Below are 26,110 nucleotides of genomic sequence, written 5' to 3'. Positions count from 1 at the left end.
GGCGCCGGAGGTCGAGCCGACCGCACCGGCGTCCGACCGTCAGCACTGAAGGAGACACCGTGCCCGACAAGTGCGTCGACGTGCTCGTCGCGTCGTATCTCGAGCAGGACCTGGTCGACAGGATCGCAGACAGCGACCCGCGGGTCCGGGTGTCGTACGCCCCCGAACTGCTCCCCCGGCCCCGGTGGCACAGCGATCACGTCGGGGTGCCGCGCGAACTGACGGCCGGCGAGCACGACCGGTGGACGTCGATGCTGCGGACCGCCGACGTCATGTTCGATTTCGACTGGCGCCACCCCGAACGCACCCTCGAACAGTCGCCGAATCTGCACTGGATCCAGGCGACGTCCGCGGGCGCCGGACAGCTGATCGAGAGGTTCGGGCTGTCCCATGCCCCGCTGACGGTGACGACCGCCGCGGGTGTCCACGCCGACCCGTTGGCGGAGTTCGCGCTCGCCGGCATCCTCCACTTCGCGCGTGGACTTCCCCGACTCGTCGCCGACCGGCGCGACCGGACGTGGCGCAAACAGGCGACGACCGAACTCGCGGGACGGCACGCGTTGATCGTCGGCGCGGGCAAGATCGGCTCGCGCACAGCGGAACTGCTCCGCTGCTTCTCCGTCACCGCCACCGGCGTCGCCCGCACACCGCGACCTGCCGGCGCCCCCTTCGACGTCGTGACCACCACGGATCGGATCGCCGAGCATCTGCCCACCGCCGACATTCTCGTCGTCTCCTGCGCCCTCACCGAGCACACGCGCGGCCTGATCGGACGCCGCGAACTCGCCGCCCTCCCCGACGGCGCACTGGTCGTCAATGTCGGCCGGGGGCCCGTCGTCGACGAAGACGCTCTCGTGGAAGCACTGTCGGCGGGCCGCCTGGGCGGCGCGGTCCTGGACGTCACGTCGACCGAACCGCTGCGGGAGGATTCGCCGCTGTGGTCGGCCGACAACGTCATCCTCAGCCCGCACAGCGCAGCCAACGTGCCATCGGAGAACGGGAAGATCGTCGATCTGTTCGTCGAGAATCTCGGACGCTACCTGTCGGGTGACGCCGCCCTGATCAACGAGTTCGACTTCGACGCCGGATACTGACGACCATCGACCGGTACGGCGTCACCCGGAACCCGAGCCCCCGAATGCCAGCCGGCGGAGCCGGACCCAGTCCACCGGCCGGGTCGGCGGCCGGACACCGGGACGGCTGCGTGGTACCCGCACCCGCAGCGCCCCGGGGGTGACGGTGCACCGGACCGGTGTCGGGATCATGAGAGCTTCGCCGTCGATTCCGGCGGGAATCGAGGGCCCGTCGGCGTCGATGACGATCTCGCGACCGGAATGCTGGATCAGCCCCTTCTGGCGCGCACGACGAAGCAGAGCCACGGCCTGCCGCGTGCTGCTCACCGAAATCGCCACCACGCCCAGGGTGCCGCAGTCGAGTCGGGGCCTGCGACCGAGACCGGCCAGATCGTGGATCTCGTACGGCCCGTTGCTCACCAGAACGGCCTGGGGTCCCTCGATCGTCGTGTCCCCGAAACGAGCGAGCAGGCGTGCCCCGCGCTGCCCCTCGATCAGGTCGGGGAGCATCCGCAGGGTCGTTCCGGTCTTGTCGTCCCGATAGGCGGGGCTCTGCACCACCTCGGCGTAGGCGCCGAACGAGGCGTTGTTGACGAAGGTCCGTTCGCCGACCTTGCCGAGGTCGATGCGGAGTTCGATTCCGTCCGTCAGCGCGTCGAGGCAGCGGGACGGATCCTCACGGTCCAATCCGAGATCCAACGCGAAGTGGTTGCGGGTGCCCGCGCTGATCACCAGGAACGGGAGGTCGTGCTCGGCGGCGATGCCGGCGACCAGCGCCTGCGTGCCGTCGCCCCCGGCCACGCCGAGCAGGTCGGCGCCGCGTGCGACCGCGTCCCTGGCCAGCGCTTCGACGTCGACCGTCCCCGGTCCTTCGAGCAGGGCCACCTCGGCGCCGAGTGCCTCGGCTCGTTTCTTCAGATCGAACTTCCCGACCTTCCCGCCACCGGAGTGCGGATTCATCACCAGGAAGGCATGTTTCGGCGGCACGGCCGGGTGCTCGGGCATCACCCAGTCCGAACGATCCCGGCCGAGGGCGGCGCGGGCGCAGACGACGGCGAGCGCGGCGAGCGCCACGGCGACCAGCACCACCCACAGCAGACGGGCGCTGACGAGCAGCCAGATCACGACGATCGGAGTCAGAATCAGCACCACCAGCGAAATCCAGCGGAGCGCGCCGCGGCTCGTGAGGAACCAGAACAGCGCCGCGACCTCCACCACCGCAGCGCCGACGGCCACGATCAGCAGCGTCAGAGTGTGCAATCCGGCGAACACCAGCAGCACGGCAACGGAGGCGAAGATCGCGAGGAATGCGGCCCGGGCCAGCCATCGTCGGCGCCCGCTCGCGGGATCCGCAGATTCTGCCGAGTCCCTCTCGTGGAGTGCCATCGCCACCACCTCGCCATTTCCGGGCGTCCCTCTTCAGTATCCATCACGAGTGCGCTCCGTTGCGGGCACTTCCCACGCAGAGGGTGTTCGCGCCGCATACTGTCGCGCCTCGTCCATGAGCGTCCGCGCGGGTGGCGTGAGGTGGCTCTGCCGGCAGACCGCGGCGACGTGGAGGTAGGACTCGGGGACGATCCGGTGCACGGTGGCGCCCGCCTGCCGGGCCGACGGCGCCCAGGACGACGGCATGACGGCCTGGCCGAATCCGCTGAGCACCATCGGCAGGATCGACGTACGGTGCGCGACCTCGGCGACGATGGTGGCCGCGACGCCGCTGGCGAGCACCTCGTCGACGAGGGTCCGCATCAACGATCCCCGCTGCGACACGATCAACCGGAATCCGGACAGTTCCGATCTCCGAATCTCCGGGCGCTCCGGCGTTTCGGCGCCCGGCCCGGAGAGGAGGATCAGCGGCTGGCTTTCCAGCGCGACGACGTCGAGTTCGGGGGCGCGCACCGCGGCGGGGGAACCGAGGATCCCGACCTCGCACACGCCGGTGCGCACGGCGTGCAGGACCTCCTCGGGGGTGAACGCCGCCTCGGCGTTGACGGTGACCGACGGATAGGTGCGGCTGAAACGGGTGAGGATCGTGGTGAGGGGTTCGATCCCGGGTGACGGCATCGTGATCAGATCCACGCGACCGGCGCGCAACCCCTTCAGCGCATCGACGGATGCCTTCGCGTCCTCGAGGTCGCGCAGCACCACCCGGGCCGGGCCGACGAGTGTCTCGCCGGCGTCGCTGAGTACCAGCCGGCGTCCGACGCGGTGGAACAGCGGCACGCCCAGTTCCCGTTCGAGTGCGGATATGGACTGCGACAGCGAGGGCTGCGCGATCAGCAGTGTTTCCGCCGCCCGGTTGATGCCACCCTGATCGACCACCGCCAGGAAGTACCGCAACTGCCGCGCGTCCACCGGCTCACCTCGTTTCTGTCCACCTCGCGTCGAACCACCGCCCGGCTCACTCACTCTACCTGCGGAAACACCCGCGGATTAGGTGAAACCTATAAGGCGAATCACTTCTTGGTCATGGACGCTACGCGACTGTGACGGGTTAATGGATGCATCACACACTGTGACGAGCACAACACGATGGAGGCACTGACATGGCACCGCAGACGTTCACGATTGCATCGATCCCCGCCGACGGCGTCGGCACGGAGGTCGTCGCTGCCGGACGACGCGTGCTCGACGTCCTCGCAGAACAGTCCGGTGGGCGTTTCGCCTTCGAGTGGGAAGAGTTCCCCTGGGGCTGCGGGTACTACGAGCAGACCGGGAAGATGATGGCCGACGACGGCCTCGACACCCTGAAGGCCTTCGACGCCATCTACTTCGGTGCGGTCGGCTGGGAGAACGTCCCCGACCACATCAGTCTTTGGGGGCTGCGACTCAACATCACCCAGAACTTCGACCAGTGGGCGAACGTGCGACCGGTGAAGTTCCTCCCCGGCGTGCAGTCCCCGCTGCGCAAGGCGGACGACACCGAACTCGACTGGGTCGTCGTCCGGGAGAACAGCGAAGGCGAATACGCCGGCCTCGGCGGACGTAACCTCAGCGGCCGCGGACCGGGCAACGAGGTCGCACTGCAGACCGCGCTGTTCACCGAGAAGGGATGCGAGCGCATCATGCGCTTCGCGTTCGACCTCGCCCGCACCCGCACGGTGAAGAAGGTCTCCAGCGTCACCAAGTCCAACGCCCAGCAGTACGGCATGGTCCTGTGGGACGAGGTCTTCACGCGCGTCGCCCTCGACTACCCGGACGTCGCGACCGAAAGCGTCCTCGTCGACGCGATGAGCGCGAAGTTCATCCTGCACCCGGAGGACCTGTCCGTGGTGGTGGCGTCGAACCTCAACGCCGACATCCTCTCCGACCTCGGCTCCGCGCTGGCGGGCAGCCTCGGCGTGGCGGCGAGCGCGAACCTCAACCCGGAGCGCCGCTTCCCCAGCATGTTCGAACCCGTCCACGGTTCCGCCCCCGACATCGCGGGCCAGGGCATCAGCAACCCGATCGGCGCGATCGCCAGCGCCGCCCTGATGCTCGACCACTTCGGCCTGCACGACGAGGCCCGCCGCGTCGAAGCCGCCATCGAGGCCGCCACCGCGAGCGGCGCACTGACCCGCGACATCGGCGGCTCGTCGGACACCGCGGCCGTCACCGAAGCGATCGTGCACGCCCTGCAGACCGCACTGACCCCTGCCTGACCGACCCACACACACAGCCGGCCCGACTCGGCATGATCTGCCGGGTCGGGCCGTCACTGCTCGAACGGTCGGTAACTCTCGGCCACCCGTCTTCATACCTGAACACTCTCACCCGAGGTGAATGTCATGGAAACACTCAGCAGCGCAGCGAGTTACCCACAGGTGACCGTGAAGAAGCCCTGGTACAGGCAACTGTACTTCTGGGTCCTGATCGCGATCGTGCTCGGCATCCTCGTCGGGTGGCTCTGGCCCGACACCGGCGAGGCGATGGAGCCGATCGGCACCACCTTCATCACGGCGATGAAGATGCTGATCTGCCCGATCGTGTTCCTGACGATCGTCGGCGGCATCGCGAGTGTCGCGGACCTGAAGAAGGTCGGGCTGACCGGAATCAAGGCACTGACCTACTTCCAGGTCGGAACGATCCTCGCGCTGCTGACCGGACTCGTCGCGATCAACCTCTTCCGCCTCGGGGACGGCGTGAACGCCGACGCATCCTCCCTCGAAACCACCGAATCCGCAAGCAAACTCATCCAGGCCGGCGAGGAGAAACAGTGGTGGGAGTTCATCACCCACCTGGTCCCGGACAGCGTGTTCGGCCCGTTCGTCGAGGGTGACATCCTGCAGGTCATCTTCCTCGCCGTCATCTTCGGTGTGGCCATCAACGCGGTGGGACAGATCGCCGCGCCGATCCGGGACGCCGTCGAACGCCTCACCGCGGTGGTGTTCAAGGTCCTGAGCTTCATCATGAAACTCGCACCGCTCGGCGCGTTCGGCGCCATGGCCTTCGCCATCGGCAAGTACGGTGTCTCCACCCTCACCAGCCTCGGCAGCCTGATCCTGCTGTTCTACGTCACGTCCGCGTTCTTCGTCGTCGTGGTTCTCGGATCGGTCATGGCGTACCTGCGACTCAACATCTTCCGCATGCTCGGCTTCTTCAAGGAAGAACTGCTGCTGATCCTGGGCACGTCCACCGCCGAGCCCGCGCTGCCCGGTTTGATGCGCAAACTGGAGTACGCCGGAGTGAAGAAGCCCACGGTGGGTCTGGTCGTGCCCACCGGCTACAGTTTCAACCTCGACGGCGCCGCCATCTATCTGTCCCTCGCCGCGCTGTACATCGCGCAGGCCACCAACACCGACCTGTCGATCCCTCAGCAACTCGGCCTGCTCGGCGTCATGCTCCTCACGTCCAAGGGTGCCGCAGGTGTCGCCGGAGGCGGATTCATCGCCCTGACAGCCACATTGAGCACCCTCGGCACCATCCCCGCGGCCGGCATCATGCTCATCTTCGGTATCGACAAGTTCATGTCCGAATGCCGCGCCCTGGTGAACTTCATCGGCAACGCCGTCGCCACCCTGTTCGTCGCCAAATGGAACCACGAACTCGACGTCGACCGGGCTCGCCGCGTATTCGCCGGGGAGGTCCTTCCCGCACCCGAGGGTGAGGTCGAGAACGACTTCGACCTGGAGGTGCTGGAGCAGGAACCACGACCGGAACGCATCGACCACGAGCGACTCGACCCCGCGCACGCCACGCGGCGATGACCGCCCCCCGGCCGGTCACCGCCGCCTGCGCCCCGGAGTCAGACCCGCGCAGCACCCTCGAGCAGGTGCGGGCGAACGGCTCCGGCCGGGTTGAGCTGCTCATAGGCCCGGGCGACGTCGAGCAGGAACAGGTCGTTGCCCGGGGCAGCGACGATCTGCACGCCGACCGGCAGACCCTCGGCGCTGAACCCGGCGGGGACGGAGATCGCGGGGCACCCCAGCACCGTCACCGTCAGCGCCGACGTCATCCAGTCGAGGTAGTCGTCGCAGCGACGGCCATCGACCGCTGCCGGGTACTCGAGTTCGGCGTCGAACGGCAGCACCTGGGACACGGGCATCACCAGGACGTCGTGGCGGGAGAAGAATTCGACGGCGCGGGCCTGGATCTCCGCCTGCGCCACCATGGCTTTCGCGATGTCGTCGGCGGAGAGCCGGTCGGCCTGCCGGATGTTGTCGAGCAGCGACGGCTTCAGCAGTTCAGGGGTGGCATCGGCACGGTCGCCGAGGTCGATCTTGAACCGCCACGCCCGCAGGGTGCGGAACACCCACTCGGCGTCGGGGATCGACGGTGCGTCCTCGGCCACCACCGCACCCGCGGCGGCGAAGATCGACGACTGGCGGTCGTGGACCTCGCGGACCGGCGCATCCACCGGGAAGAGGCCGTTCAGATCCGCGGACACCGCGACACGCAGACCCTGCAGCCCGGCGACACCGAGCCGGGACGCGCGCGCATCGGCGCCGAGCGAACTGCGGATCCGCGCATCGGGGCCGGAGATCACCGACAGCAGCAGTTCCAGATCGTCGACGGTGCGGGCCATCGGCCCCTGGGTCACCAGTGCGTCCCAGGGCGCACTGTTGGGCCAGCACGGCACGCGGCCGGGTGTGGGGCGCAATCCGACGACGTTGCAGAACGATGCCGGGTTGCGCAGCGAACCGCCCATGTCGCTGCCGTCGGCGAGCGGAATCAGTCCCGCGCCCAGTGCGGCCGCGGCGCCGCCGCTCGAGCCACCCGCACTCCTGGTGGGGTCGTACGGGTTGGTGGTGGTCCCGAAGACGGGGTTGAACGTGTGCGAGCCGGCGGCGAACTCGGGAACGTTGGTCTTCCCGATCGTCACGGCGCCGGCCGCGGTGACGCGTTCGGCGATCAGCTCACTGGTCTCGGGCACGTTGTCGACGAGCAGCGGCGAACCGGCGACCGTGGGGAAACCGGCGACGTCGTGAGTGTCCTTGAACGCGAACGGCAGTCCGTGCAGTGGGCCCACCGCGGCGTCGGCGGCCGTCTGCGCGTCGGCGGCGGCGGCGGTGGCGTGCGCGCGGTCCAGGTCGAGGCTGACGAGCGCGTTGACCGTCGGATTCACCTGCGCGATCCGGTCCGTGTGCAGGTCGAGCAGTTCGCGGGCCGAGATGTCCTTGCTGCGGAGTGCGGTGAGCATCTCACGCGCGGTCGAGTAGTGGTCGAGGGTCATTTCGAGGTCTCCAGGATCGGGGCGGCAGCCGGACGGTCTTCCGACGGCGCGGGGGTCGGGGTGCGGGGACGGGCGACGCGGACCACGGTCTCGACCGCGGCGATCACCGCGAGATTGAGGACCAGGCCGCAGATGCCCGCGTCGATGTTGGCGAAATTCAGCTCGAAGAAGGTCATCACGATGACGGTGAGCATGCCCACGAGCAGACCGGCGAACACGGATTGCTTGGCGAGCAACGGCTTCTCGGGAAGGGCGAGCGCCAGGCCGGGGGCGAGTTGGCTGAGACCGCCGAACGTGAGCAACAGCAGGTTGGCCAGCAGATCGGGGCGGGTCAGTCCGAGCACCAGAGCCATGGTGGCGGCGGCGATCACGACGAGGTGGTTGAACCGGAGCTTCGTGCGCTCGCTCTCGATCTTCACGAGGTTGTGCGAAGCCAGGGTGGAGATGCCGATGCAGATGGCGCCTGCGGGCAGCATCGCGGCGGAGGCGGCGGCGACGGCGATCAGTCCGAGCGCCCAGTTCGGCAGCGCTCCCCCGGCCAGCGTGAGCAGGACGGCGTTGCTGCTGGTGTTCGGGTTCAGTGCGAGGATCCCGACGAAACCCAGCATGATCGGAAGGATCATGACCACCTGATACATCGGCAGGAAAGTGTTGTTGGAGCGGATCACCCGGCCGTTCTTCGCAGCCAGCAGCGGCGGCCACAGGTGCGGGGTGGTGAGGAAGCCGCACCCGATCGCGGAGATCAGCAGGCTGGTGGTCCACCAGACCTTGTCGTAGTCGCCGGGGTTCACGGTCAGCATCTCGCTGTGGGTCTGCGCGATCTGGCCGAACACGTCGCCGATGCCGCCGGCGAAGTGCAGCGGGATCACGATGGACAGCACCACGACGGCGAGCAGAATCAGGACGTCCTTGACGTAGGCGGTGCGCGCCAGGCCGTGGATACCCGCCCATAGCACGAACCCGACGACGAGGACGGTCGCGACGATCATGCTGAGCGTGCCCGAACTCGCGCTGCCCGTGACGAGGCGGACGATGAGGCCGAGGCCGGTGATCTGCAACTGCAGGTACGGCAGCAGGAAGATGATGCCGCACAACGCGACCAGCCGGCCGAGGAGTGGGCTGCGGTACCGGTCGGCGAAGAAGTCGGCCTGCGTGATGTAGCCGCGGTCCTTGCTGAGCTTCCAGATCCGCGGTCCGATGAAATACAGGGCCACGTAGCCGAGCGGAATGTACGGGATGGCGTAGGTGGCGCCGATGCCCGCGGTGAACGCGATGCCGGCGACGCCGAGGAACGTGAAGGTGGTGAACGATTCACCGGCCTGCAGGAAGAAGCTGGTCACCACACCGAAATTCCGCTTGCCGACCGTCCACTCGCTCAGGTTCCGAGCGCGTGTCCGGTGTCCGCCGACGGCGACAACGGCGAGACCGATCATGCCGGCCAAGGTGATCCACAGAGCCGAGTTCGTCATCGGAGGCCCGCTTCCTCGAGGCGGTGGCCGTCCTCGAACGGCCGGACGAGGCCGAACTCCACCGCCGCCAGCGCGGGCAGCAGCAGGAGCACCCACGCCGAGCACCACACGAGCAGCCGGGGCATGCCCAGCCACAGATCGGCCGTGTTCACAAACGGCAGCCACACGGCGGTGACGAGCGCGAGCACCGGGGCGACCGGGACGAGCAGCAGCCAGCGGCGCTGCGGCGAATCCTCGATCGCCCCGAGAATGGCTTCTCGATGCATGCTGTTCCTTCTTCCATCCAGGGGAGTAGAGGAAGCATGCGTGGTGCGGATCACAGCACTCAACCGCTGAGGGAGGTTCGGCGAAATCGGCCACCGAGCTGTCGGAGATCGCAATCAGATGCGTCGGAGGGGCCGTCCGATGTCGAAATCCGTCACATCACCCTGCCGCTGCGCTTGACCGCCTGCACCACCATGTTGGTTTCCAGCGCCATCGCGTCCGCCACCCACGGCGCGGTGGTGATGTAGTCGTAGAGCACCGACTCGTCGGGTGCGGCGATGTTCGCGACCACCTGGTACTCGCCCGCCGTGCCCGCGGCGTACCGCACGTAGGGCATCTCCAGCATCCCCCGCACGAGCGGCTCGATCCGGTTCCGCTGGGTCTTGATGAACAGCATCGCCTCGGCGCGCAGTCCGAACAGTGCCGGATCGACCACCACGCGGAGGCTGATCGCACCGTCGGCGAGCAGCGCCTGGACTCGTCGCCGGGCCGTCGCCTCGGACACACCGGCCGTCCGGGCGAGCGACGTGGTGCCCACGCGCCCGTTCTGCATCAATTCGCGGATGATCGTCCGGTCGACGGGGTCGCGGGTGCCGCGTTCGAGATCGGTGAGGAACGTCGCCGGCGGCACCACCCCGCCGATCGACTCCTTCTCCGCCGGAGTCAGCACCCCCGCTTCCCATTCGCGGACAGTGCGGAAGTACCGCAGCACGGGGTCGGTCCAACTACGGACCACGCCCATCGTCGCGGGCAATTCGTCCATGACGAGCTTGGGCAGGCGGTCCCGGGACACGTGGATTTCGGCCACACAGTCGGCGGTGCCGGTGAGGACGTAGACGAAGATGCAATCACTGCGCTGCGCGAGGGCGCTCGCCGCCACCCGCACCGTTCCCGGGGAGCACTGGAGGCGGACGATCGCGGTGCCGCCACTGTTCGCGACGGCGGTGACGGCCACCCGGCCGGATTCGAGGAGCGCGATGCCGTGCCGGGTCACGTTCCGTTCGGGTTCGCCCAGCGCCTGGGCGATGCGACTCCACGAACACCGCCCGTCGACCTGGAGGGCGGCGACGATCCGCTGATCGAGCGAGAACCTGCGTTCGGTCATTGCAGAACCTGCCCTCCATGCCTTTGCGTCACGGACGCCGTCCTCGACGACGCCGCGTGTGCAAGCGATGTTAGGGGGTGTCCACACACTCGGGGCCGTTGCGTGCACCTGGTGGGCCCGCGATCCGAGATCTCAGATCCTCGGCAAGGCGCGCGAGTATCGACTCCCCGTACACCCGATCGAGGGTTCCGTGACCGGCGGTGAGCCGGTCCCGGTGGAACCGCACGGCTTCCGCGAGGCAGAGCCGGTACTCGAAGGCCGGCATGCGGAACATGGACCAGATCGTGGCCGACGTCGGGCCGCCGATCGGTAACCAGAGAATCGCAAAATCGAGAATGTCGTCGTGTCGGGACTGCGGTGGCATGGTCGAGCTCTCTTCGATCTGATGTCCCGGGCCGGCGTGTGATGCGGGCCGGCAGGCGGTAGGTCCGGATGGAAATGGTGCCTGTGCCAGGCACGAATCCGTGGCACAGGCACCACGTCGGGTGGGTTGCCTACAGCCGCGGCGGCGTCCACAGAACGGGGTCGTCGGCCGGGGCCATCTTCGCCAGGATCACCTCGTCGAACACATTGGCAGTACCCCACTGATCCTGCTCCTCCAAGGTGGTGCCCCACACCTTGGGCGTCCAGCCGTGTTCCTCGTCGATGACCTGGAGGGCGGTGGTGTACTCCATGACGAAGCCACTCGACGGCTCCTGGAAGTACGAATAGGTGTTGTCGCCGGCGCCGTGGCGGCCGGGGCCCCACAGCGGCTGGTGTCCGGCCCGCATCATGCGGCCGGTGCCGCGCATGAACTCGTCGATTCCGTACAGTTCGAACGAAACGTGGTTCAGGCTGGTGTTCTTCGACTGGGCGAAGGCGATGATGTGGTGCCAGCGGCCGGTACGCATGAAGCAGAAGAAGTCCTGGAGCCAGTCGGAGATCTTGAAGCCGAGGACGTCGCCGTACCATCTGACGGTCTTCTGCAGGTTTGCGGTGTTGAACACGACGTGGCTGATGAACTTCGGCCGGGACTCGCCTGCTTCGACTTCGCGGAAGATTCGCTGGTCGATCTCGGCGGCGAGTTCGATGGCGCGCCCGTCACAGTCGAAGAAGATGCACGAGTAGCCGCCGCCGAAGTCGCTGCGATCACCGGGTTCGCGGATGATCTGCGCTCCGCTGTCGGCGACCCGCTTGGCGAGGAAGTCGACGCCGGCGCGGTCGGTCACATCGAATGTGGTCAGTTCGATTCCGGCGACGTCGTTTTCACGGAGCTTGACGGCGTAGTTGTCGGCGCATCCGGTTCCGAAGTAGGCCTTGCCGTCATCCTTGGTGACGAGGTCGAGTTGCCAGAGGTCGCGGTAGAAGTTGGATGCCGTGGTGAGTTCCTCGACGGCGATGGTGACCGAGCGGACGTGGGTGATGGGATGTACTGGGGGAAAGGACATGTCTTCTCCTGGAGCTGAACTGGGGTGTGAGCGGTGTCGTCACCAGTTGGTGGCGATGTACTTCGCTTCCATGAACTCGAGCAGACCTTCGTGCGCGCCCTCGCGACCGAGTCCGCTCTGCTTGACGCCGCCGAACGGTGCCGCGGGGTCGGACACCAGACCTCGATTGACGGCCACCATGCCGGCCTCCAACCTGCCCGCCACGGACAGGGCGCGCTGCAGATCGCCGCTGTAGACGTAGGCCGCGAGCCCGAGGTCGGTGCTGTTGGCCGCGGCGACGGCCTCGTCGTCGGTGTCGAAGGCGATCAACGATGCGACCGGACCGAAGATTTCCTCGCGCACGATCGCCGACTGCGGGTCGACACCCACCAGGACGGTGGGAGAGTAGAAGGACCCACTCGAGATCGGCCGCTGGCCGCCGGTCAGCACCGACGCACCGTCGGCGACGGCGGCGTCGACGAGCTGCTCCACCTTGTCGACGGCCTTGTCGTTGATCAGTGGTCCGCACTCCGAACGCTCGCTGGTGCCGGCGCCGACGCGCAGTGAGCCCATCCGTTGCCCGAGGCGACCGGCCACCTCGTCGATGAGCGACCTGTGCACGTAGATGCGGTTCGCCGCGGTGCACGCCTGGCCACCATTGCGCATCTTCGCGACCATCAGTCCGTCGACCGCCTCGTCGATGTCGGCATCCTCGAGGACGAGGAACGGCGCATTGCCCCCGAGTTCCATTGCTGTCTTGAGGATCGAGTCCGAAGACTCGCGTAGCAAAGTGCGGCCGACTTCGGTCGAGCCGGTGAACGACAACGCCCGTACGCGAGAGTCGTGGAGCATGGCGGACACGACCTGCCCCGCCCTCGAGGTCGTCACGACGTTGATCACGCCGTCCGGGACGCCCGCTTCCCGGCAGATCTTCGCGATGAGCAGGCTGGTGAGTGGGGTCTCGGTCGCGGGTTTGAGTACCACGGTGCAACCGGCGGCCAGGGCGGGCGCGATCTTGCGTGTCGCCATCGCAGCCGGGAAGTTCCACGGGGTGACGAGCACCGCCACGCCGATCGGCTCGTAGTCGACGAGTATGCGGTTGGCGCCGTTCGGGGACGTGCTGAGCTGACCGACCGCGCGGACCGCCTCCTCGGAGTACCACCGGAAGAATTCGGCGGCGTACGCGGTTTCGGCCCGCGAATCGGCAAGCGTCTTACCGTTTTCGGTGGAGATCAGTTCCGCGATGGACTCCGAGCGGTCGGTCATCAGTTCCCAGCATCGGCGGAGGATCTCCGCGCGTTCGCGCGGACTGGTGGCGCGCCAGGAGGGCAGGGCGGCCGACGCGGCGGCGACCGCGTCCAGCCCGTCCTCGACGGTGCCGTCCGGAACCGTGGCGATCAGCGCACCGGTGGACGGATTCAGGACGTCGATCGACTCCCGGGTTCGTTCGATCGGGTGTGCGCCGATGACCAACTCCCGGGGCAGGGTGGCGGAGTTGAGCGACATGGGAATTTCCTTCTTTTCTGGGTCCGGCCAGGGTCCGGTGGCTGTCGTGGGATGGATCGACGAAGGTCAGGCCGGGTTGCGGCCCACCAGGAACTCCTCGTCGAGCGAGGTGGTGACGTCGAGGCCGGCCGCGACCGCGCCGGCCCGCAACTGCTTCATCTGCCCGTCGTTGATGCGGGCCTGGGGCGCCCGCATCGGACCGCCGTTGAAGCCGTTGAGCCACCCCTGGTACTTCCACAGGTACCGCGGCACCATCGCGGTGCCTGCGAGTGCCTGACCGACCACCACCGCGTCGGACTCCCGGATGGGGTGGAGCTTCCAGTAGATCTCCATCGCGTCCTCGAACTTGCCGTCCCGCATCAGGTCGAAGTAGCGGGCAACCCACGGACCGTAGGCCTCGTAGTTCGACGTGCCCATCCACTGCATGCCGTACGCGGCGTGCCAGGCGGGCGAGTTCGACTCGATCGGGTCCATCACGATCACGTCGTCGCGGTAGCGCTCGAAGATCTGCGCGATGCCGCCGACTCCCGGACCGCCGACCTCCGTCTTGACGGCCACGACGTTCGGAATCTCGTTGATCATCCGGCCGATGAGGTCCGGGGAGAAATGGCTCGGGTGGAAGCGACGGAAGTTCCACAGGTGCATCGCGAACACGATGATTCCGAGGTTGGTGCTCTCCGCGATCGCGCGGGTGTACTCGAAGACTTCCTCTTCGGACTTCGGGTAGAAGGTGAGCGGGTAGGAGACCAGGACGATGTCGGCGCCCAGGCGCTCCGACTCGCGCACGAGGGCGATGTTGTCTTCGAGGGTGGGCAGGACCGCGTGGACGACCGTCTGGAGCTCGCCGGCGGCTTCGTCTACGGCGATTTCCGTCACCTGCAGCAACTCGTCGAAGGTGGTGCCGCACTCGGCCACCAGCAGTGCCCCCGAGATACCCAACTCCTTCTCCCGGGCGATGTCGTGCCGGATGGCGCGTTCGTTGATCGCCTTCAGGTCGCCGGTGAAGGTGGGCAGGAGGCATCCGCAGATGCCCTTCATGTTCGCGCGGGCCCAGGAGCGCGCGTCGGTGCGGGAGTAGTTCATGGATGTCCTTCGTTTGTGGGGGGCAACGAATTCCCTGCGCGGCTGGGGCACGTGCCCGAGGCCGCCCGATCACGTCCGGGCGCGCCGATGCGGCAGGGGGAGGATGTGTCACCATCGATTGATGTCCAATAAATGGATACTGGAACCGATTAATGGATACGGCGACCGTAACACCGCCCCCGTTGCCCGTCAACGGTCGTTCGACGCTTGCCGCAGTCGACTCGCGACCGACTCCGGATCACCGCCGTCGACGGCAACAGCCCTCGCGACAGCCCTGCGGCGCTCGATCGCCGATGCATATCGCCGACTGGCAGCGGATTCTCACCGCGAGTGCGACTTCCCGCCCGGCGATGACGAACATCCACCATGCGCCCCACCCCGACCGCACGGCAGTGATCTTTCACATCGGGACCCGGCGCCGCATCGGCGGCCACGCCGCGTGTTGACAGTGTCCGGGTGCCGTTGTTAGCGTCATCACATCCACCCAACGGACTTGATATCCATTATATGGATACAGCGTGTGAGGTGTTTCCACCACTCCTGATAGGGGTCATCCAGATGACACGTGTTACCGCGGACGTCACTCGCGTGAGCCGCCGTTCCTACTGGGGCCGAGACGAATTCGACTCCGAATTGGAACGAATCTTCGGCCGGTGCTGGCTGTTCGTCGCGCACGAGAGCGAGATTCCCTCGCCCGGCGACTACGTCACCAGAAAGCTCGGCGGCGAGGACGTCATCGTCGTCCGGGACGAGACCGGCGATGTCCGCATCTTCCTGAATTCGTGCACGCACCGGGGCAACCAGTTGTGCCGGGCCGACATGGGAAACTCGTCGCATTTCCGGTGCAGCTACCACGGCTGGACGTTCTCCAACAAGGGCACGTTGCGTGGAGTGCCCGAACGCAAACAGGTCTTCGACGCGGACTTCGACAAGAACGCGTACAACCTGGTCGGGCCGCCGAACGTCGACGTCTTCCACGGGCTGATCTTCGCCAGCTGGGACCCGGACGCTCCCCCGCTGCTCGACGAGCTCGGCGACATGGCCTGGTATCTCGAGGCCGTGCTCGACAAGGCCGGTGACCTGCAGGTCGTCGGTCCGCCGGCACGAGCCCTGGTACGGACCAATTGGAAGCTCGGCGCGGAGAACTTCGCCGGCGACGGGTATCACCTGGGCACGACGCACAAGAGCCCGATCGATCTGGGCACCTACCTGAACACCGAGGCGTTTCCGGAGCTGGACGACGTCTCGATGGATGCGATGCGTGGGCGGTGCATCGTCGCCGGCAACGGGCACACGCTCCGGGTCCAGCACTACGGACTGGAGTCGGGAACCCCCGTGTTTCTCGGCTACCCGGAGAACCGCTGGACCGACATCGCGGCCGGACTCGACCCGAGGCAGGCCGATCTGATGTCGAGAATGTCTGTGCTGCACGGCAATGTGTTCCCCAACCTGTCCTTCATCGACGCCGCGGCGCTCACCTCCGGTGACGACACTCCGGCGGTGTCGTACGTGCAGTTCCGCCAGTGGCAGCCGGTCGACGAGATGCACTGTGAGCTGATCATGTTCGCGTTGGTCCCGAGTTGGTACGACGAGCAGCAGCGCGAGTATTCGCAGCGCGCGAACCTTCGCATGGTCGGTCTCGCCGGGATCTTCGACACCGACGACTTCCAGAACTGGACGTCCATCGCCGACATGAGCCGAGGCCGGGTGTCGCAGTCCACCGATTTCGTCTACGCGGGCGGTGTCGGGATCACACCGGCCGACGATGTCGACTGGCCGGGCGACGTCTACGACGTCGATCACTCGGAGGTCAACCAGCGGGAATTGTTCCGCAGGTGGTCCGAACTGCTCGACGACGACACCATGTGCACCCGCACGGCGGGGAAGGCGGGCCGATGCTGAGCGACGAACGTATCGACGTCCAGCACGCGGACGATGCCACCTTTGCGAGCGTGAGCAGGTTCTACGGCCGGGAGACGGCACTGCTCGACGCACACGACTACCCGCGGTGGATTCCGCTGCTCGAGCCCGAGTTCGTCTACCGGATTCCCGTCACCGTCACCCGCGACGACCCGTCGCAGTCTCCCTTCGTGGCCGGTGCGTACCTACTCGACGAGTCCCGCGACTCCCTCGCCAATCTCTGGGCCCGGCGCCTCGAACCCGAGCACATCGACTTCTCCTGGGGGGAGGTCCCGCTCCAGCGGGTGCGACGGTTCGTGTCCGTCCTCTCGGTCATCGATACCGGATGCGCAGGCGAGGTGGCGGTCACGTCGAATGTGCTGGTGACCGTGGTTCATCAGTCGGATCCGGTGGTGATGACGGCGGCCGGACGACGGGACGTGCTGCGCCGCCGCGGCGACGGATGGGGCCTGGTGGAACGGACGGTCCAGCTCGACGAGAGCGTGGTCCGCCTGCCGCACCTGCGGATGGTGATCTGATGTCGGCCCCCCGCACACACCCGCGGGACGATTCGGCCGCACCGCACGGTGGCGACGGAACCGTCGATGGCGAATTCACTGTCGTCAACGAGTTCACCGCCGTCCGGGTGCGGAAGATTCTGACCCGCAACGGGCAACGGCTCGAGATCACCTCACTCCGGCTGGATCACCAGATCCGTCTCGACGCCCTCGCCCTCGAAGGGCTGAGCTGGCAGAACGAGGACACCATCTCCGCCTACCTCGACCAGCCGTTCGGCCCCGAGGATCCCCCGACCACCGAAATCGGAAGAGAGAACGACTGATGCTGCTACTGACCGACGAGCATGTGCGAAGCCTCACGCAGATGTCCGACCTCGTCAGCGCCATCCGCGAGGGCTACCGCACGCAGGCCCGCGGCGGTGCGCAACTGCCCGATCGCATCAATCTCGAGTCGACGCCGGGATTCTTCCGGCTGATGCCGGGAGTGTCGGCCGGCACCGGCTTGATGGGTTTCAAGGTGTTCAACCAGGTCTCCGAGGGTGGGGTCCAATACCTGATCGGCCTGTTCGACGAGCTGACCGGCGAATTGCTCGCTCAACTGGACGGGGCATACCTCACCGCTGCCCGGACCGGAGCGACCACGGGCGTGGCTGCCGGCCTCCTCGCGCCGGCGGTCGCCGCCGAGATCGGGGTCATCGGATCCGGATTGGAGGCCGAGACGAACCTCGAGGGCGTGTGTGCTGCCCTCGAGGTGAAACGAGTGCGGGTCTTCAGCCCTGATCCGCAGCGGCGGAACGCGTTTGCCGAACGGATGGCCGGACGCCTCGACGTCGAGGTCGTCCCGGTGTCCGATCCGGCCGAGGCGGCCGCCTCACCCGTCGTCGTGGTCGCCACCAACACCGGGGCCGGAACCGGACGCACCGCCCTCGAGGGCAAGTGGCTCGCGCCCGGGACCACCGTCCTGTCGATCGGCTCCACCATGCCCTCGCTGCGGGAGATCGACACCGACGTCGTCGACCGCGCCGCGCTCGTGGTCAGCGATGCCCCCGAACAGGCGCGTGCCGAGTCCGGGGATCTGCTCGCGGCCGACGAGAAGGGGCTCCTCGACGGCAAGATCGTCGCACTCTCGGACCTCGCCGTCGGCAAGGTGCCCACCCCCGACGCGGGAGCGATCACCGTGTTCAAGTCGGTCGGCACCGCCCTGCAGGACCTGGTCGCGGCCAAGGTGGTCTACGACAGGGCCGTGCACACCGGAATCGGGACGTCGGTGGATCTGCTGCGCACCAAGAAGCCCGCCGGAGCGTGAGCGCCATGGCGAACTGGGCCGAGCGAGTGGCCGTCGTGACCGGCGGCGGCAGCGGAATCGGACGCGCTGTCGCCACCCGTCTGGCCGACGACGGCTACGCGGTCGCGGTGATCGACGCCAACGACGTGGGCGCGAAGCGTACCGCCGAGATCGTCGCCGGGACGGGCGGGCGCAGCATCGCCTACGCGGCGGACATCACGGACGAGGCGCGCGTCCGGGCGGTGATCGGCGAGATCACGTCCGACCTGGGTGCGATCGACGTCCTGGTCAACGCCGCCGGGATCTTCGACCAGAACCTGGACTTCGACGAGCTCACCGCCGGCACCTGGGAACGCGTCCTGCGGGTCAACGTCCTCGGTACCGCGAATGTGATGCGGTCGGTCGGAACGCTCATGGTCGAACGCGGCCGGGGCGCGATCGTCAACATCGCGTCGTCGGCGGGGCTGGTGCCCCGCGGCGGCGGGTCCGCCTACATCGCCTCGAAATACGCGGTCGTGGGCCTGACCCTGAAAGTCGCTGCGGAGTACGCCGGGCGAGGTGTGCGTGTCAATGCCGTCGCCCCCGGGTGGATTCCCACCGACCTGTTCACCACCAGCGCGGCCGCGCTCCGGCGAGCCGGGGGATCCGTCCCCGACGATCCCTCCCCCGTCGGCGGGAACATCCCGATGAACCGGCCGGGAGACGCACACGAGGTAGCGGCCGGAGTGTCGTTCCTCGCCTCGGCCGAGTCCGGCTACATCACCGGTGTCGTCCTGCCGATCGACGGCGGATACCTCGTCGGCTGACTGCCCGTCGTGCCGTGCCGCACGGCACCACTTGAGAAGGAAACGAACAATGTCACAACCCCATTCCCATCCGCGGGTAAGCGCGGCCGACCGCTACAGCGAGGTGTAGCCATGCATGTCACCGCCGATGCCGGCAAGTGCCGTGGTTACGGAAGCTGCATGCTCGAAGCCCCCGAGGTCTTCGACCTGGACGAGGACGACAACACGGTGATCCTGCTGCAGGAACACCCACCCGAGTCCCTGCACACCAAGACCGACAGGGCGATTCGGTCCTGCCCGGCCAAGGCGTTGGGAACCCGCGATGAGTAGGTTCCAGCGCATCGTCGTGGTCGGCGGTTCCCTCGCCGGAATGAACGTGATCCAGGAACTGCGGCGCCTCGGGTACCGCGGCGCCATCGCCCTCGTCGGCGAGGAGGACGTGCGATCGCCCTACGACCGCACCGAACTGTCGAAGAAGTTGCTCACCGGCTCGAGAGACCCGGACGACCTCTTTCTGCTGACCGAGGAGGAGATCGGCGACCTCGACCTCGATCTGCGCCTCGGACGCCGGGCGACATCGCTCTCGCTCGACCCGTCGCGGCACACGCTCACGCTCGACGACGGCACGGTTCTCGAATTCGACGCGCTCGTCGTGGCCACGGGTTCGAGGGCGCGGCGCCCGGCTTTCATGGGTGACCTCGCGGGTGTGCACGTACTTCGGACACTGCCGGATGCTCTCGCACTGAGATCCGAATTGGACAGTGCCCGCGACATCGTCGTGGTCGGCGCCGGGTTCATCGGCGCCGAGGTGGCGGCGAGCGTACGCACTCGCGGGCAGTCGGTGACCCTGGTCGATCCGCAACCGACGCCCTTGGGCACCGTTCTCGGTCCCACGGTCGGCTCCCATTTCGCGGACCTGCACACCAGCCACGGCACCAATCTCGAACTCGGAGTGGGTGTCCAGGAGCTGGTCGGTGACGGGCGCGTCACCGGGGTCCGGCTGACCGACGGGCGGGTCCTGCCCGCGGATCTGGTCGTCGTCGGAGTGGGTGGTTCCCCGGTGACCGAATGGCTCGACGGCTCCGGCGTCGAGGTGGACAACGGCGTCCTCTGCGACGACGGCGGGCACACCAACGTGCCCGGTGTCTACGCCGTCGGCGACGCTGCCCGCTGGTACTCGGACTACTTCGGGGCGCAGGTACGCAGCGAGCACTGGAACAACGCCACTCTTCAGGCGACGGTCGTGGCCGTGAACATCATTGCTGCCGAGAAGAAGTCGACGTTGTGCGCCGTGCCCAGTTTCTGGTCGGACCAGTACCGCAAACGCACCCAGATGGTCGGGTGCCCCCGGCCCACGGACGAGGTGTGTTTCGTCAGCGGCGGACCGGGCGACGAACGATTCGTCGCGCTGTACGGTCGCGACGACCGCGTCACCGGCGTCGTGTCGTTCAATTCCCCGCGCGGGTTGGTCAAATACCAGCACCTGGTCGCCGAAGGGGCGTCGTGGTCTGCGGCGACGTCGTCGACCGAGAACATCATTTCAACTGATATCCGTCATTGACAGCCGTCTGGTCCTCCCATCTCCCCAATTCCGTTGGGGACGGATAGATTCGGACCAACCGACAGAGACCTGAGTCACAGTGCGATCCGCGGCCGGGTGATCGTCCCGTCACCCAACCCAGGTGTGTCCTGTCGGATCTCGCAATCTCCCGCTCAGCCGGCTCTCCGGCAGGCCTGGGCACCGATGGAAGGAATCCCCTTGTCGACAATTGACGGTAGCGACGTCTACCAGGCGCGCTGGCGAATGCTCGCCCTGCTCGTTCTCGGCTACATCAGCCTGACGTTGAACTGGTTCAACATCGCGTCGGCCTTCACCCCCATCAGCGAGGACCTCGGGGTGAGCTTCGAGCAACTCGCGATGCTGATCGCGCTGTTCGTGCTCGGCTACGGTGTCGCCCACGTCCCGGGCGGCATCATCGCGGCCCGGCTCGGGATGAAGCGCACGCTCGTCCTCGGGATGGTGCTCCAAGGGGCCGGTGCAGCCCTGTCCGGTGTCGCGGTCGGCTTTCTCGACCTCGCCCTGTACCGGGTGATCGCCGGTGTCGGCGCGTCCATCTTCATCGCCGTCGCCGTCGCCGCGGTCAGTGTGTGGTTTCGTGAGCACGAGATCAACCTCGCATTGGGCATCGCGTGCGGTGCCGCATTCAGCACCGGCGTCGCGTTGGGTCTGTATGCGTGCATCTACGTGACCGACTTCGCGGGATGGCGCGGCATGCTCGCGATCTGCGGCATCGTCAACATCGTCCTGGCGGCGGCGGTGGCCCTGTGGTTCCACACCCCGCGCGGCGTCAGCGGACTCCACGGCGGCCGGATCAGCCGCGCCGGCCTGATCCGGGCACTGGTCGACAAGCAGCTGTGGATCTACGGCATCGCCATGCTCGGCGTGTACGGCGCCTACTTCACCGCATCGCAGCTGTTCAGCGAGTACGCGGTCGCGCAACGCGGCTTCACACCCGGCCAGGGCGGGCTGCTCGGCGCGATCTTGGCCCTCGCGGGAATCCCCGGCAGCCTGGTCGGTGGCAAGGTCGCGGATCTGGTCCGCAACTACCGATCCGTCATCGTCGTTCCCCTCCTGCTGATGGGGGCACTGATCGCCGCGATCCCCGTCGCCCCCGATGCCCTGCTGTGGTTCATCTCCTTCGCGATCGGATTCCTCTTCGTCTTCAGCTACCCGGCCTGGCTGGGTGTGCCCGCGGACCTGTCGAAGATCGACCCCGAACAGGTCGGCACGGCCGTCGGCGTGATGCTCACCCTCGCCGCGGTCGGCGGATTCGTCGTCCCCGTCGTGTTCGGGCACATCGTCCCCGATCACGGTTTCGCGGCCGGGTGGATTGCCGTCGCGGCGATCTCGGTGCTCACCGCCCTCGTGGGCCTGCTGGGCAGGAAGCGAGCCACCGAGCCCGTCGACGTGGACCACACACTCGCAGTCCGCTGACTGCGCACCTACCACCTCCCCTGTCGCACTGTGAGATCCAGAGTGCGACCGACCGAAAGAAATGAGGAAGTAAGCAGATGAGCAGAATCATCGACATCTCCATGGTCACCGACGGTGACCCCACCCTCGAGGGCAAAGGCGTCATCTTCGAGCCGCACTCGCTCGGCGCCGAATGGAACCAGGAACACTACGACATCGACCCGAATCACTGGCCGACGCCCGGTGCCGCGTTCGCGGTCGAACATATCGACATGAACTCGCACACCGGCACGCACATGGACGCACCGTGGCACTTCGGCCCGGTGATGGCGGACGGATCGAAGCCGAAGACCATCGAAGAGTGGCCGCTCGAGCGATGCATGGGCGACGGAGTCGTCATCGACATCAGTGATGCCGAAGACGGTGCGGAGGTCTCCCTCGAGGAAATTCAGCAGAAGCTGAAGGACATGAACTACACCATCAAGCCGGGCGACATCGTCTTGACGATGACCGGCAACGACAAGTATTGGGGGAAGCCGGAATACACCACCCGCGGTGGCGGCCCGAGCCGTGAGGCGCTGAAGTGGATCCTCGAGCAGGGGGTCACGGTCGTCGGTACCGATGCGTGGAGCTACGACCGCCCGTACGCCGCATGGGCCGCCGACTACCACAAGCACGGCAAGGACCCGCAGTACCTGTGGCCCTGCCACCTCCTCGGCCTCGAGATCGAGTACGCGCACATCGAGAAGCTCGCCAACCTCGACCAGCTGCCCCCACACGGGTTCAAGGTCATCGCGCTGCCCATCAAGATCGCAGGCGGCACAGCCGGATTCGTCCGCGCCGTCGCCATCGTCGACGAGGACTGATCGATGACCACAGTGGGCGACGACATGAAGTACGTGACCGTTCCCGGACTGCAGGCCGACGCCGCCTGGCACTGGGTGGCGGAAGCCGGGAATCTGGTGTTCACCTCGGGAGCGGTGCCGCACGACGAGTCCGGTGACATCGGTGCGGACCTCTCGGCGGGGGCGCAGGCGGACCGGGCGTTCGCGAACCTCGAGCGTGCCCTGCAGGCTGCGGGCAGTTCGATGGACCGCATCGTCAAGATCACCGGGTATCTCACCGATCCGGAGTCTCTGCCGGAGATTCGAACGGTCCGCGACAAGTGGATCCCGAACCGGCCGCCGTCGACGTTCGTGTACGTCGCCGGGCTGGTGGATCCGCGGATGCTGATCGAGTTCGAGGCGATCGCGGTCAAGGGCTAGACGTTGCCGGCAGGTCTTCTCCTCGGCGCCGAGGGGAAGACCTACCGGTTCCGCCAGCCCATCAGCTGCGACAGGGACTGGGCGAGCCCGAGGACCTCGTGAAGAACCAGATCTCGCGGCGGCATCTGCTCTCGATAATTGGCGATCGACACCGACGCCGTCACCTCGCCTGCCGCGTTCCGGATCGGCGCCGCAATTCCACCGGTGGCAGTGGTGACATCCCGATCGCTGGTGGCGTAGCCATCGGCGACGATCTGCTTCAGCTTGGCCCGCAACTCGGCGGGATCGGTGATCGTGTACTCGGTGAACGAACGCAGCGGCCCCTGGACGTAGGCGTCGATGAACTCGTCGGGGCAGTACGCGAGCAGAACCAGACCACGAGCGCCGGTGTGGAGAGGGTAGGCACGGTACGTGTTCGCGTAGGACAGGGTGGGAACGGGAATGCGGGGTTCGACGCTGGCAATGGCCACCGAAGAATGTCCGTCACGCTCGGCGATCTGAACGAATCCGTTGATGCGATCGGCGGCCGTCCGCATCAACGGTTCACTCGTCGTGAACAGGGGGTGGTCGCCGAGGTACGCGGAGCCGATGGCGAACATCCGGCGCCCGACGTAGTGCAGACCGGTCGTGTCGTCGCGGCGGACGAAGCCCTTGTCACGAAGATAGGTCAGTGTGCGGTGTGCAGTCGCCCATTTCGCCCCGGTGGCTTCGGCGAGTTCCTTCGCGCGCATGGGCTGTTCTGCGAGCAATTCGAGCATGTGCATTCCACGATCCATGCTCTGCATCGTGGAAATCTCGGACTTTTTTCCGGGCTCGTTGGCGCTGCTCACGCCCAGAATATACCATGCCGGCGATGTGAAATATGTTCCGGTTCAACTCGACCGGGGAATTGTGGATATCTCCCGCCGACTCGTCGCACGATCGGCGACGGCTCACATCCGACCCGCCGCTTGGCGAATGCCGCGACGAAGCCACCGGTGTCCGGGATCGTCGGAATGGCGGGGATGCCAGTACATCACCTCGGTGATCGGGGCCAACGCGACCGGAGGCTCGAGCAGCCGGATGTCGGCATTGCCGCGCAGGGCCCGCGCCAGTCGTTCGTACAGCACCGCCACCATCTGCGTTCCCTCCAGCAGAAACGGAGCAGCGACATAACTGGTCGTCGACGCTTCGACCCGAAACGGTAGAGCGATCGCGTCCAGTTGGGTCTCGGCGAAGGACGGCGGGATACCGCCGGTGGCGGACAGGTGCGGAAAGGCGCTGAACTGCTCACGCGACATCACCTCGCCCACGGCGGGATGGTCGCCCGCCACCACGCACACGTGCCGGTCGGTGAACAAGGGGGCACTGGCATATTCGGTTCCGACGTGTCCGACGATCTCCCGCGGAATGATCACGAGATCAGCTTGCGCCTTGAGCAGCGGATCGAAGTAATTCGATTGCGGTGCTGCAATATTGATGCGGACGCGGGGTGCCTCGGTCGCGATCGTGCGCAGGAACGAGCGCAAGAGCACCAGGGTGACGTAATCGCTCGCGTGGATGGTGAACGCCCGTGAGTCCGAGCCGGCGTCGAACGGTGCCCGGACAGCGACCAGCGTCTCGATGGACCCGAGGACGTCGTGGACCAGAAAACGGAGAGATTCGGCGAGCGGGGTCAGCGTCATCGCAGAACCCTCGCGAACCAGGAGCGGATCGTCGAAGAGCTTGCGCAGCCTCGACAATGTCCCACTCATCGCGGGTTGGCCGACCGAGAGTTGCTTGGCCGCCCTCGAGACACTCCGCTCGGACAGCAGTGCATCCAGTCCGACCAGAAGATTCAGGTCGATTCGATTCAATGCCCTGCGCATCGCGCCATCACCTTCTCGCCACCTCGGAAAAGCATGAGAACATCATTCGCAATGATACCGCGCATCGGCGCCACCTGGTCGCCCGGAAGCATCTGAATCGTCTGTGTGACGGTATCTTTGGAAACACGAGCGGTTCGACCCGCGATATCCGCGACACTGATCAAACCCGACTTCCTGCACGGCGCTGCTACGAAGAATCGGCCCGCGTTCCGCTCGCACGGGCCGGCCGAAGAAGTCGACACCACTTTGTTTGGAGTCTTTGCATGACAGTACGGGATGGTTGGGCGGTGCTCGACACCACCACAGCAACCGCAGTCGGGGTACGACCCGCGGGCGACGTCGTCATCGGCGTGGACGCGCGTTCGTTTCTGCACGCCGGACCGCAGATCGATCCGGGCGAGGTCGTGGGGCCGATGCGGGGCGCCATTCTCGGCGCGTTGGTGCTCGAGGGTGAAGCGTCAGATCTGGCCGGTGCCGCCGAGATCCTCGACGGCGGCGGCATCGACCTCCGGCCCTGTCATTCTGCATCCGCTGTCGGCGCGATGGCGGGCGTGGTTTCTCCCAGCATTCCGGTGGTCGTCGTGGAGGGCGGGGACGGACGCACCGCATACGCACCACTGAACGAGGGACTGGGCCGGGCACTTCGGTTCGGTGCGAACGATTCCGAAGTCCTCGAGCGCCTTCGGTGGATGAGCACGGTGCTGGCACCGGTCCTGGACGCCGCGCTGCGATCGATCGGCGGTATCGATGTCACGGCATTGCAGGCGGAGGGGCTGCGACGCGGCGACGAATGCCACAACCGGAACATCGCGTCCACGACGGCGTTGACGGTCAAGCTCGCTCCCGCGATCATCGAGTGCGCACCCGATTCCACAACCGCCGCCGCAATCGTCGAATTCCTCTCCGGCAATCCCCACACGTTCCTCGCCTTCTCGATGGCGGCGGCCAAACTGGTCGCCGACGCCGCACACGACTGCGG

26 protein-coding genes are annotated in these 26,110 nt (G+C 66.9%); 14 read left to right on the top strand and 12 right to left on the bottom strand.

What is annotated here, in order from left to right; all coding sequences use genetic code 11:
• The first annotated feature begins 59 nt into the window (after positions 1 to 59).
• Positions 60 to 1,094 (top strand): D-2-hydroxyacid dehydrogenase, encoded by a 1,035-nt coding sequence (locus ACFTZB_RS20795; protein WP_378433831.1) that lies wholly within the window; start codon positions 60 to 62, stop codon positions 1,092 to 1,094.
• Positions 1,095 to 1,115: 21 nt separating this feature from the next.
• On the opposite strand, the gene ACFTZB_RS20790 is transcribed toward ACFTZB_RS20795, so the two are convergent.
• Complete coding sequence (locus ACFTZB_RS20790; protein WP_378433830.1) at positions 1,116 to 2,459, bottom strand: diacylglycerol/lipid kinase family protein; 1,344 nt, start codon at positions 2,457 to 2,459, stop codon at positions 1,116 to 1,118.
• 33 nt (positions 2,460 to 2,492) lie between these two features.
• Entirely contained in the window at positions 2,493 to 3,428 is a 936-nt protein-coding gene (locus ACFTZB_RS20785; RefSeq protein WP_378433829.1) for a LysR family transcriptional regulator, read from the bottom strand.
• 191 nt (positions 3,429 to 3,619) lie between these two features.
• Between ACFTZB_RS20785 and ACFTZB_RS20780 the strand changes: the two genes are divergently transcribed.
• Positions 3,620 to 4,714 (top strand): tartrate dehydrogenase, encoded by a 1,095-nt coding sequence (locus ACFTZB_RS20780; protein WP_378433828.1) that lies wholly within the window; start codon positions 3,620 to 3,622, stop codon positions 4,712 to 4,714.
• Between the two features lie 126 nt (positions 4,715 to 4,840).
• Positions 4,841 to 6,259, top strand: coding sequence for a C4-dicarboxylate transporter DctA (gene dctA, locus ACFTZB_RS20775; RefSeq protein ID WP_378433827.1), 1,419 nt, complete (start codon positions 4,841 to 4,843; stop codon positions 6,257 to 6,259).
• 38 nt (positions 6,260 to 6,297) lie between these two features.
• On the opposite strand, the gene ACFTZB_RS20770 is transcribed toward dctA, so the two are convergent.
• From ACFTZB_RS20770 to ACFTZB_RS20735, 8 genes are all read right to left on the bottom strand, one after another.
• Positions 6,298 to 7,725, bottom strand: a complete 1,428-nt coding sequence (locus ACFTZB_RS20770) for an amidase family protein (protein WP_378433826.1) — start codon at positions 7,723 to 7,725, stop codon at positions 6,298 to 6,300.
• The gene (locus ACFTZB_RS20765; RefSeq protein WP_378433825.1) at positions 7,722 to 9,194 is read right to left on the bottom strand and encodes a sodium:solute symporter; all 1,473 of its coding nucleotides are present in this window, start codon (positions 9,192 to 9,194) and stop codon (positions 7,722 to 7,724) included. Before ACFTZB_RS20765 ends, ACFTZB_RS20770 begins: the two co-directional genes overlap by 4 nt.
• Positions 9,191 to 9,460: a hypothetical protein gene (locus ACFTZB_RS20760; RefSeq protein WP_124395644.1), complete on the bottom strand. Its 270-nt coding sequence runs from the start codon at positions 9,458 to 9,460 to the stop codon at positions 9,191 to 9,193. The genes ACFTZB_RS20765 and ACFTZB_RS20760 overlap by 4 nt, the downstream gene beginning before the upstream one ends.
• A 152-nt stretch (positions 9,461 to 9,612) precedes the next feature.
• On the bottom strand, positions 9,613 to 10,563 hold the full coding sequence (locus tag ACFTZB_RS20755) for an Lrp/AsnC family transcriptional regulator (protein ID WP_378433824.1): 951 nt from the start codon (positions 10,561 to 10,563) through the stop codon (positions 9,613 to 9,615).
• A 70-nt stretch (positions 10,564 to 10,633) separates the two neighbouring features.
• Positions 10,634 to 10,837 (bottom strand): hypothetical protein, encoded by a 204-nt coding sequence (locus ACFTZB_RS20750; RefSeq protein ID WP_378433823.1) that lies wholly within the window; start codon positions 10,835 to 10,837, stop codon positions 10,634 to 10,636.
• Positions 10,838 to 11,057: 220 nt separating this feature from the next.
• Entirely contained in the window at positions 11,058 to 11,990 is a 933-nt protein-coding gene (locus tag ACFTZB_RS20745; RefSeq protein ID WP_378433822.1) for a VOC family protein, read from the bottom strand.
• Positions 11,991 to 12,029: 39 nt separating this feature from the next.
• Positions 12,030 to 13,475, bottom strand: coding sequence for an NAD-dependent succinate-semialdehyde dehydrogenase (locus ACFTZB_RS20740; protein ID WP_378433821.1), 1,446 nt, complete (start codon positions 13,473 to 13,475; stop codon positions 12,030 to 12,032).
• Between the two features lie 66 nt (positions 13,476 to 13,541).
• Positions 13,542 to 14,558 carry a dihydrodipicolinate synthase family protein gene (locus ACFTZB_RS20735; protein WP_378433820.1) on the bottom strand — a complete coding sequence of 339 codons (1,017 nt, stop codon included), beginning with the start codon at positions 14,556 to 14,558 and terminating at the stop codon, positions 13,542 to 13,544.
• Positions 14,559 to 15,116: 558 nt separating this feature from the next.
• On the opposite strand from ACFTZB_RS20735, the gene ACFTZB_RS20730 reads away from it, so the two are divergent.
• From ACFTZB_RS20730 to ACFTZB_RS20685, 10 genes are all read left to right on the top strand, one after another.
• A complete protein-coding gene (locus tag ACFTZB_RS20730; protein ID WP_378433819.1) occupies positions 15,117 to 16,460 on the top strand; it encodes a Rieske 2Fe-2S domain-containing protein in 1,344 nt (447 codons plus the stop codon).
• Positions 16,454 to 16,996 (top strand): aromatic-ring-hydroxylating dioxygenase subunit beta, encoded by a 543-nt coding sequence (locus ACFTZB_RS20725; protein WP_378433818.1) that lies wholly within the window; start codon positions 16,454 to 16,456, stop codon positions 16,994 to 16,996. Before ACFTZB_RS20730 ends, ACFTZB_RS20725 begins: the two co-directional genes overlap by 7 nt.
• Complete coding sequence (locus tag ACFTZB_RS20720) at positions 16,996 to 17,298, top strand: dihydrodiol dehydrogenase (protein ID WP_378433817.1); 303 nt, start codon at positions 16,996 to 16,998, stop codon at positions 17,296 to 17,298. The genes ACFTZB_RS20725 and ACFTZB_RS20720 overlap by 1 nt, the downstream gene beginning before the upstream one ends.
• On the top strand, positions 17,298 to 18,281 hold the full coding sequence (locus ACFTZB_RS20715; RefSeq protein ID WP_378433816.1) for an ornithine cyclodeaminase family protein: 984 nt from the start codon (positions 17,298 to 17,300) through the stop codon (positions 18,279 to 18,281). Before ACFTZB_RS20720 ends, ACFTZB_RS20715 begins: the two co-directional genes overlap by 1 nt.
• Before the next feature lie 5 nt (positions 18,282 to 18,286).
• Positions 18,287 to 19,066, top strand: a complete 780-nt coding sequence (locus ACFTZB_RS20710) for an SDR family NAD(P)-dependent oxidoreductase (protein ID WP_378433832.1) — start codon at positions 18,287 to 18,289, stop codon at positions 19,064 to 19,066.
• Between the two features lie 111 nt (positions 19,067 to 19,177).
• Positions 19,178 to 19,375, top strand: coding sequence for a ferredoxin (locus ACFTZB_RS20705; RefSeq protein WP_378433815.1), 198 nt, complete (start codon positions 19,178 to 19,180; stop codon positions 19,373 to 19,375).
• Complete coding sequence (locus ACFTZB_RS20700) at positions 19,368 to 20,606, top strand: NAD(P)/FAD-dependent oxidoreductase (RefSeq protein WP_378433814.1); 1,239 nt, start codon at positions 19,368 to 19,370, stop codon at positions 20,604 to 20,606. The genes ACFTZB_RS20705 and ACFTZB_RS20700 overlap by 8 nt, the downstream gene beginning before the upstream one ends.
• 198 nt (positions 20,607 to 20,804) lie before the next feature.
• A complete protein-coding gene (locus ACFTZB_RS20695; RefSeq protein ID WP_378433813.1) occupies positions 20,805 to 22,040 on the top strand; it encodes an MFS transporter in 1,236 nt (411 codons plus the stop codon).
• A gap of 77 nt (positions 22,041 to 22,117) precedes the next feature.
• Positions 22,118 to 22,885, top strand: coding sequence for a cyclase family protein (locus ACFTZB_RS20690; RefSeq protein ID WP_378433812.1), 768 nt, complete (start codon positions 22,118 to 22,120; stop codon positions 22,883 to 22,885).
• 3 nt (positions 22,886 to 22,888) lie between these two features.
• The gene (locus ACFTZB_RS20685; RefSeq protein WP_378433811.1) at positions 22,889 to 23,284 is read left to right on the top strand and encodes a RidA family protein; all 396 of its coding nucleotides are present in this window, start codon (positions 22,889 to 22,891) and stop codon (positions 23,282 to 23,284) included.
• Positions 23,285 to 23,325: 41 nt separating this feature from the next.
• Here ACFTZB_RS20685 and ACFTZB_RS20680 read toward each other — a convergent pair whose 3' ends face one another.
• Both ACFTZB_RS20680 and ACFTZB_RS20675 read right to left on the bottom strand, forming a co-directional pair.
• Positions 23,326 to 24,114: an IclR family transcriptional regulator gene (locus ACFTZB_RS20680; RefSeq protein ID WP_378433810.1), complete on the bottom strand. Its 789-nt coding sequence runs from the start codon at positions 24,112 to 24,114 to the stop codon at positions 23,326 to 23,328.
• Between the two features lie 102 nt (positions 24,115 to 24,216).
• On the bottom strand, positions 24,217 to 25,131 hold the full coding sequence (locus ACFTZB_RS20675) for a LysR family transcriptional regulator (protein ID WP_378433809.1): 915 nt from the start codon (positions 25,129 to 25,131) through the stop codon (positions 24,217 to 24,219).
• A gap of 263 nt (positions 25,132 to 25,394) precedes the next feature.
• Between ACFTZB_RS20675 and ACFTZB_RS20670 the strand changes: the two genes are divergently transcribed.
• Positions 25,395 to 26,110: DUF1116 domain-containing protein (locus ACFTZB_RS20670; RefSeq protein ID WP_378433808.1), on the top strand; the 716-nt coding region annotated here is incomplete at its 3' end.

The sequence above is a fragment of the Rhodococcus sp. NPDC057014 genome (assembly GCF_042673295.1).
Lineage (GTDB): Bacteria > Actinomycetota > Actinomycetes > Mycobacteriales > Mycobacteriaceae > Rhodococcus_F.
The sequence above is the reverse complement of the archived record's forward strand: the minus strand, read 5'-3'. Positions and strand labels throughout refer to the sequence as shown.